The following is a 6,491-nucleotide window of genomic DNA, read 5'->3' as shown; positions in this document are numbered from 1 at the left end:
CCTGAACCAAGGGAGCCATCCGCCATGGGTGAAAGCCTATCCACCTGGACGCCCTCATGCAACGGCTCTGTCCGTGTTGAGCTGAGCGGCCAGCGCACCACCAGCGACAGCGGCGCCCTGCTGCTGCGTGAAGCCCTCGACAACAGCGGCGTGATCGAGGCGCTGGAAGACAATCTGGTCGATCGACGCCACCCGCTGCGCATCCGTCATTCGCTGGCCAGCCAGTTGCGTACCCTGGTGCTGCAGCGTGCGATGGGCTGGATCGATCTCAGCGATACCCCCACCCATCGCGGTAATATCGAAAAACTTAATAAACGACTTTCCCTGATTAAAAGGAGTGTTTAACAATGGTGCCAACCCAATATGAAGCAGGTTACTCGCTTGGTAAGTGCGAAAAGCGCTCCACGGTAACGGATCGGGTACGGCGGTGCGAGGCAATGCCGCCAACGCGCTAGGCGTATGCTTGCCAAGCATTATTTCCAGCTGAGTATCGGTGCGGGTTTGCTGAATGGCCGTTAACGCAGGCGCGATATGCTGTAAATCATTCAGGTGCGCCCGTGTGCCATAAAAGCCAATTTTCCAAGGGGTATTAGAAGAAGGCAACGATGCAAAATGCGCTAACGGCGGTAGCGCCGCAATCATTGGAGGCGTTAGTACCACAACGCGATGATGATACGGCTGGAAACGCTCAGCGAGTGCACCACTGCAAGCAATAACCTCATCACATAAGGCAAGCAACCTAGGCTGCAGCTTCGCAATACGTGCCATTCGCTTTCGATAGGTTTGCGGTAACGTTGAGTCGTTGGCCGCCGCCTCAATATCATCGTCAATTAAGTAACCAATATAGCTAAATGCGTGGCGGTTGCGTTCTAAACAGCGCAGCCAACTGGGCGGCAATGAACGACACAGTAGTAGATTCGCACCGGCATACTGGCGCAAAAAGGAGCGACCGTAACGCCAGGCAGCACCGAAAGAGCGCGAAGCAACAAAACGCTCAACCGCTGCCCCCTGGCTTTGCAGCGCAGGCGCTGCAGATTCAAGAAAGTAAATATCTTCTGTTGGCAGGCCACCATCGCTAAGAACGACCCACGAAGAGTGGCTATTCACCATAACATCCTTTTAGGCTGGATTAACTAACAACACTCTGCGTACCGCTATGCGTTGCACTCAACGCAATTTATCCCCACTTAAAACTTTATTATTTAGTACTTGTAAAAATAACTTTTAAAAACTCATTTAAATGATAAAAAAATGAATGACGTCGAGTTTTATACTCATCTAACTTTTTATTTATAATTGGTCCGTTAGGACGTATTCGCCAAGCTAATGTCATCCATCTATAAGAGATATTGAGGCTTTTACGCTCTCTCATAACAGCAATGTCCCGAAAAACAGGGGCCAAATGATCAATTTTTTTATGGTACTGAAAGTCTATTTTTTCAAGAAAAACGAACACCTCTTCTAAGAGGTTTAAGTGGTTATTATCGAGCGGAGGGCAATAGCTTTCATTATTAGAGGTAAGATCATTTTTCTTATTAACAATTGCAAATTCATCTCCAAACCATTTCACACCAACCTTCATATTACTTTCTTTAAACTCATTTTCAATTCGAAAAAAATCAACGTCACTAACTACTTCTCCCTTCCCAGAAAATAGAGCTATAACCCCAACTCTTAGTTTATCTATATAAGCCTTACTCTCTTCAATCTCACTTCCAAAAAAAAATTGACCTGAATTGTTATAAATCTCATTTAGGAGACAAAGCATAGACTGACCAACGGGATTGAGAGACTCATTATGACGCTCGCTAGAGAAATTTATTTTTTTATAAATTCAGCATTATTATTAATGGCGGAGAAGAAATCAGCGACAACATTTTCCTGCAACATTACATCAGCTTTAAACAAACGCAAAACCATTGATTCGAAACCAAATACATTTTCCCAAAGACTTAAAAAATTATTGTAATTATAGTAGTGATTATTTTTCACACAAACACTATCCACAACTTCACTTAGAGATCGAGCATCATAGCTTTTTAGCATCGTCGAGTAAGAAGATGAAACTAAATCCACTTGGGGACGAACATAGCATATCACGGTAAAACCCGATGCATAAGGGAGCAAAAATTCATATAACCACTTTACTTGATTAGAATAGCGCAAACGTGAATGAAAATGTTCACTGGATAAAATAATCGAATGTACATGACCTGGCAATTCAGAAATAAAACTATCTAAATCGCTAGCTAATTGATGCCTTAATTCTTGACGTGATTTAGCAGAGTCCATATTATTTCTTGTTAAAAAGTCATCTTTTTGTTTATCTCCAATTGCCGCAGCAGCAAACGCCCTAGACTCTATACGGTCATGAGAAACTAAGTATGCCAAACCTAAATCTAACAAATTATCTTTGTTTTTCAGAAGTGCGATCTGTATAGCAGTGCTGCCTGTTTTTTCTGTACCAATGTGTAAGTAGAAATGAAATTTACGTAACATTCAATATCCCAGCAGCAGGCTAAACTAAAAAAATTAAAATCAAACTAACGAAAAGTCTTCATAGTGAAGCGTTAAATAAGGGTGATACGCTGGATCTTTTGAGAGTAATGGCTGCCAAGTTTGATGCATGTAATCAGCTTCTTGTCGCTCTAAAAGAGCATCGGAAGTTTTTCCTGCTGCGTGGCGTGTAGCTGATTCATAATGTATTAATTCAGCATAAGGAGTCCAAATGTTTCGATACCCTGCCGACATTACTTTTAAACAAAAATCAACATCATTATATGCTACTGCCAATTCATTTTCATTCAAACCACCGACATCTTGATAAATACATTTTTCAATCAAAAGACAAGCACCGGTCACTGCTGAGACGTTATGTACGCACTTTAATCGGCCATTAAAGCCATTAGCATCTCGAGAATAAAAACGATGGGCATGGCCAGCCGTGCCTCCTACACCCAAGATCACACCAGCATGTTGAATCATTCCTTCAGGATAATAAAGCTTAGCACCCACACAGCCTATATCTGGACGAACAGCATGTGCTACCATTTCCGATAGCCATTGGCTATTAATCGGCTCTACATCATTATTTATCAAACCAATCAAGCTTCCCTTCGCAACTTTTACTGCCATATTATTCATTGCGGAATAGTTAAATTCGTATGGCCAGCGCTCTACCTTAACACGCGCATCTATAGTTGTTATATCTTTAAGAAAAGCTAACGTTTCAGAGCACTTGCTGTTATTGTCAATAATAATAAGTTCGAAATTGTAATATTCAGTTTTATTTAGCAATGTATTAACACATGGCTTGAGAAGTTCAATATGATCTCTAGTTGGCACAATCAAGGTAACCAAAGGCCGCTTTTCAGGGAGGGGCCAGCAATTCTTAACGCTCCCTGGGACTAACCCGTTTGTAACTTTTATTTTTCCAGCATTTTGAAAATTAAAATACTGTTGAACTAGATTAACCACATTAACATTGTTGCGCTTGTTAGCATTATGTTCATGGCGATGATAAAAAATACCTGGCACACGAACAACACTCGATAATGAACTGCTTTGCTGCCACCAGATAAGAAAGCGTAATGCTCGCATATAATCGAATGCTTCAGGGCTTGAGTTATCATCGTTAATTTTGATAGCAGCATATGCTTCTAATCGCCACAACATAGTTCGACGATACAAAGCTAGCCTTCCTAGGTAATTTTTTGAAAGTAAAAGATCAGGATTCCATTCTGGTTTTAAATCTGGAGAGGATCGCTCTTCTGACGCAGAAATAATATCTTCATCAGAATAAGCCAACTCGATTAAAGGCAGTTTTTCTATTGAGCGCTTCATCCGTACAAACGCTAAAGAAGATAGACGGTCGCCAGGAGAGATCCAGCCGACCCAATCTCCCTTTGCCATAACAAGCGCACGCTGCTGTAGCGCTGATTGCAAGCTTCCAGAGGTCGTGCTTAGTATTACGCGTCGACAGTGGCCCAAAAAAGAGCGTAGTTGAGCGGCATAACGCTGCTCAACTTGAGGCGACATAACAATGCATAATTCCCAGCGGGCATATACCTGCTGCCATAGCGATTTAATGGAGTCAAAGATACTTTCAATGCCATTTGAAGGTTCCTCGGTGATAGGCATTAACAATGAAAAAGAAACGCCACTAAGACTTTCTTCGATGGTTAATGGCTTAATATTTAAACGAGCCGGTTCTTTCCATCGACACCAAGCAGCGTAATCGTAATGAGAACACAGTCGAGAAAAAGTAGCATCGTAGGTTTCTAAAGCTAGCTTTCTCCAACCACACCCTTGAGCGACAGATTCTCGATGCAGTTTCCGTTTTACTTGAGCAACCGTAAGACCACTATAATCAGCATGCACATTACTTAAACGACGAGCTAAACGATCATGAGCAAACCAAGGTGTAAGCCAAACCCATTTTACTTGCCGAAGGTGCCAATCTCCAAAAATATTAATGCCATTCACACATATACTTCTCACGCCTAACGGAACCCAAACTAAACGTTTAGCGGTTTTTCCTATGCGTAATGGCACCTGTATACAGGTTTTTTTCAACAAGCCCTTTATTTCTACGCTAGCCACACCATGAGTAATATTACCTTGCACGTTAATTTCAAGCATAGCCCACCCCCAACATGGGTATGGTTTATGCAAGGTAATTGCATTCTTATCTTCCTGACCAGACACAGGAATAAAAGAGTGGCGCTTCCATGGTAAGTGTTGAGCAATACGATTAATATGCTGTCGACTAATAAAAAGCATCAGCTCCCTTCTTATAAAAACAAATCCAATTAAGACATCAAGTGATCACAACATTGTCAAAAAATTTTAACTACCTGAATCACGTAGATAAAGGCAATGGCTCAAACAATTGCTTAACCACTTATTGGCCAACATTTGGCATGAAGACTCTACGTAACAACGAAGCTCTGGCGCATTACCAGATGCACGGAAATGAATAATATCATCATTTTCCAATGTTACACGTAAACCATCAGTAGTATCCACCTGAGTGATAGTATCCTCTAATCCTAATTCAAGCTGCATTTCTGCAAGGTTGCGTTGCCACTTTGCCAGTAATGCTTTGCTATTTTCTGTAGGAAACGACGTAATACGGTCACTTACTGTATAGCGGTCAGGCAGCCCTTTAACCATATCACAAAGAGGTTTTTTCAACTTAACAGATGCTACCAACAAAGTAAGTGCAGGCAATAGCGCATCGCGTGTTGGTAATGCATCTAGTCGGCGGCTGCCATTCGTTAATGCAGTATTTAATATAAAACCGCCATTCGCTTCAAAACCAGCAACCCTCGTATATTTTTCAGATAAGGCTTCCAAGCCTGTTAAAACATAGGGCGAACCAATACGAGTGCGCACGACCTGTTCAAACTCACCACAAGCTTCAATCGCCGTATTACAACTTACTGGTACTGCCAATGCCTGAATTCCAAGCTCACGAGCACATAATAAGCCTAGGATATCACCTCTTAGCCACTCACCCTCTTCATCAGCAAGAAGCGGACGGTCACCGTCTCCATCAGTGGTCAGCAAAGCATCTAGCTGAAGCTCGGTAGCCCATTGACGCGCCAAGACACGATCTTCATCGCTCACCGCCTCAGTATCCACCGGCACAAAGGCTTCACTCCTGCCCAATGCAACGGCTTCAGCGCCTAACAGCTCTAGTATCTTAATATTAAGATCCCTTCCTGCTGCCGAATGCTGATAAACCCCTACCCGCTTGCCAACAAGTGGCTGCCCCGGAAACCACTCAACGTAACGCGCCAGATAATGCTGAACCGCAGCATCGCTTTCTGGCTCACGCTCGCAAGCCCCAAACGCAGGTAATTCAGCAGTGCCTTCCATAATGGCTTGCTCATCTGCCTTAGTAATTTCACCATCAGGACGGTAAAACTTAATGCCATTGCGATCAAAAGGAATATGGCTACCGGTGATCATAATGGCCGGCACACCATCAGCCATGGCCTGAAGTGCCAGCGCAGGCGTCGGCAGAACACCATAATCTGTGACCTGGAACCCCATAGCACGAGCCGCTGCACTACACGCAGCCACCATATCAGGGCTACTAGGTCGGCGATCCATGCCTATAGCAACTTTTTTCGCCGACCATTGTGTTTGCATTGTTGTTAAAAAAGCTACCGTAAAGGCAGCACAGACGTGATCTGTGAACTGCTCGACCAAGCCACGAGCACCACTGGTACCGAAAACGATACCACTATTTTCTATAATGCTTGCGCTATCTCTCTGTTGATACATAATAAAAATCACCTATCGTATAAATTTAATGTAGCATCTGGCATCGACATAAAAGTTGATTACCTGAAGCAATCTCTATGCAAGCAAAATAGTTATTTTCAGCATGATTTATATTAATTAATAAGCTGATAATCACACAACCCTTTGCAAAGGAAATAACTGAACTTGGCCAATCAATAATAATACTTTACCGTATT

The 6,491-nt window shown here is 42.8% G+C and carries 4 protein-coding genes and 1 pseudogene; 1 reads left to right on the top strand and 4 read right to left on the bottom strand.

From position 1 onward, the window contains the following. Nucleotides 1-291 (top strand): annotated as a pseudogene (locus B7L72_RS08535) (transposase); the annotation flags it as partial. Between the two features lie 907 nt (nt 292-1,198). Here B7L72_RS08535 and B7L72_RS18250 read toward each other — a convergent pair. The 4 genes from B7L72_RS18250 to B7L72_RS08515 form a co-directional block, all read right to left on the bottom strand. Next, nucleotides 1,199-1,768, bottom strand: a complete 570-nt coding sequence (locus tag B7L72_RS18250; protein ID WP_139788481.1) for a hypothetical protein — start codon at nt 1,766-1,768, stop codon at nt 1,199-1,201. 50 nt (nt 1,769-1,818) lie between these two features. Further along, nucleotides 1,819-2,499 carry a hypothetical protein gene (locus B7L72_RS18245; RefSeq protein ID WP_139788480.1) on the bottom strand — a complete coding sequence of 227 codons (681 nt, stop codon included), beginning with the start codon at nt 2,497-2,499 and terminating at the stop codon, nt 1,819-1,821. Between the two features lie 39 nt (nt 2,500-2,538). Beyond that, a complete protein-coding gene (locus B7L72_RS08520; RefSeq protein ID WP_081193754.1) occupies nt 2,539-4,782 on the bottom strand; it encodes a glycosyltransferase family 2 protein in 2,244 nt (747 codons plus the stop codon). 66 nt (nt 4,783-4,848) lie between these two features. Further along, on the bottom strand, nt 4,849-6,294 hold the full coding sequence (locus tag B7L72_RS08515; RefSeq protein ID WP_081193752.1) for a phosphomannomutase: 1,446 nt from the start codon (nt 6,292-6,294) through the stop codon (nt 4,849-4,851). Nucleotides 6,295-6,491 lie beyond the last annotated feature (197 nt).

It is taken from the genome of Halomonas sp. BC1 (assembly GCF_002078135.1).
Taxonomy (GTDB): domain Bacteria; phylum Pseudomonadota; class Gammaproteobacteria; order Pseudomonadales; family Halomonadaceae; genus Vreelandella; species Vreelandella stevensii.
Note: the sequence above shows the minus strand (reverse complement) of the source record. Positions and strands in the feature narration are given on the sequence as shown.

Bases quoted from the DNA above. Each gene is read 5' to 3' on its own strand.
- B7L72_RS08515 (WP_081193752.1), bottom strand. From the start codon at position 6,294: ATGTATCAACAGAGAGATAGCGCAAGCATTATAGAAAATAGTGGTATC.
- B7L72_RS08520 (WP_081193754.1), bottom strand. From the start codon at position 4,782: ATGCTTTTTATTAGTCGACAGCATATTAATCGTATTGCTCAACACTTA.
- B7L72_RS18250 (WP_139788481.1), bottom strand. From the start codon at position 1,768: ATGCTTTGTCTCCTAAATGAGATTTATAACAATTCAGGTCAATTTTTT.
- B7L72_RS18245 (WP_139788480.1), bottom strand. From the start codon at position 2,499: ATGTTACGTAAATTTCATTTCTACTTACACATTGGTACAGAAAAAACA.